1 protein-coding gene and 1 pseudogene are annotated in these 1,512 nt (G+C 74.1%); both read right to left on the bottom strand.

Annotated features, from left to right (window positions below; translation table 11 throughout):
• Nucleotides 1-84: 84 nt before the first annotated feature.
• Nucleotides 85-1,167 carry a ribosome small subunit-dependent GTPase A gene (rsgA, locus tag AB0C29_RS47955; protein ID WP_360550599.1) on the bottom strand — a complete coding sequence of 361 codons (1,083 nt, stop codon included), beginning with the start codon at nucleotides 1,165-1,167 and terminating at the stop codon, nucleotides 85-87.
• Nucleotides 1,140-1,512, bottom strand: a pseudogene (locus AB0C29_RS47950) (3-phosphoshikimate 1-carboxyvinyltransferase); the annotation flags it as partial. The gene rsgA and the pseudogene AB0C29_RS47950, both read right to left, overlap by 28 nt.

The following is a 1,512-nucleotide window of genomic DNA, read 5'->3' as shown; positions in this document are numbered from 1 at the left end:
CAGGCCGCCTCTCCGCGCCACGCCGGGCCGCCCTTCCGCGCCGGGCCGCGGTCGCCCGGCCCAGGGCCGCCGCCAGGCCCGGTGCTACTCGCTCTGATCGCGCGAGTTGTCCTCGCCGGCCCGCGAGCTCAACAGCCGGCGGTACGACGCCAGCCGCCGCGGGTCGGCCTTGCCCGCCGCCACCCAGGCGTCCAGCTTGCAGTCCACGTCCGCGGCCGTGTGACCGCAGTTCGGCGGGCAGTCCACCGTGCCTTCGACCAGGTCCGGGAAGCCGTGCAGCAGGCTCTCCGCGCTCACGTGGGCCAGCCCGAAGCTGCGGATGCCCGGCGTGTCGATGATCCAGCCGGGGTCGCCCTTCTTCTGCACCCGGGGGAGCCGCAACGCCACCGCGCTGGTCGAGGTGTGCCGGCCCTTGCCGATCGCGCTGACCACGCCGACCGCCCGCAGCGCGTCCGGCACCAGCCGGTTGACCAGCGTGGACTTGCCGACGCCGGAGTGGCCGACCATGACCGAGATGCGCCCGGCCAGCCGGTCGCGCACCTCGGTGAGGTCGCTCTCCGGCTTGACCAGGACGTACGGCAGGTCCAGCTCGGCGTAGTAGTCGAGCACCGCGGCCGGCCCGGCCAGGTCGGCCTTGGTCAGGCAGAGCAGCGGCTCGATGTCCGCGTCGTACGCCGCCACCAGGCAGCGGTCGATGAAGCCGGTCCGTGGCGGCGGGTCGGCCAGCGCGCTGACGATCACGAGCTGGTCGGCGTTGGCCACCACGACGCGTTCGAGCCGGCCTTCGGGTGTGGTGTCGTCGTCGTCCGCCGTGCGGCGCAGCACCGACGTGCGTTCGGCGATGCGCACGATCCGGGCCAGTGCGCCGGGGGCTCCGGAGGTGTCGCCGACCAGGGCGACCCGGTCGCCGACGACCACGGACTTGCGGCCCAGCTCGCGGGCGCGCATCGCGGTGATCAGCTCGTCGAGGTGCTCGGCGTCCTCCCGGATGCAGCCGTACCGGCCGCGGTCCACGGTGATCACGAGCGCGTCGACGGCGTCCTCGTGCTTGGGCCTGGTGCGGGTACGCGGACGCGAGGACCGCCCCGGTCTGATCCGGACGTCGTCCTCGTCGTACTCGCGCTTCTTGCCCGGCAGCTTCAGCTCCCTGTCACGAGGTCGGCCCAGAGCTCGGGGAACTCCGGCAGGGTCTTGGAGGTACACGCTACGTCGGTGAGCCGGACGCCCTCGACGGCGAGTCCCAGCACCGCCGCCGCGTGGGCCATCCGGTGGTCGGCGTACGTCTCGAGGGTGGCCGCCCGCAGCGGTCCGGGGGTGATCTCCAGGCCGTCGGGGTGCTCGACGACCTCCGCACCGATCTTGCGCAGCTCGGTGGCCAGCGCGGCGATCCGGTCGGTCTCGTGGCCGCGGATGTGCGCGACGCCGCGCAGCTCGCTCGGCCCGTCGGCGAGCGCGGCCAACGCGGCGACGACGGGCGTCAGCTCGCTGACCTCGGACAGGTCGGCGCGCAGG

It is taken from the genome of Actinoplanes sp. NPDC048791 (assembly GCF_040650095.1).
GTDB lineage: Bacteria > Actinomycetota > Actinomycetes > Mycobacteriales > Micromonosporaceae > Actinoplanes.
The sequence above is the reverse complement of the archived record's forward strand: the minus strand, read 5'-3'. Positions and strand labels throughout refer to the sequence as shown.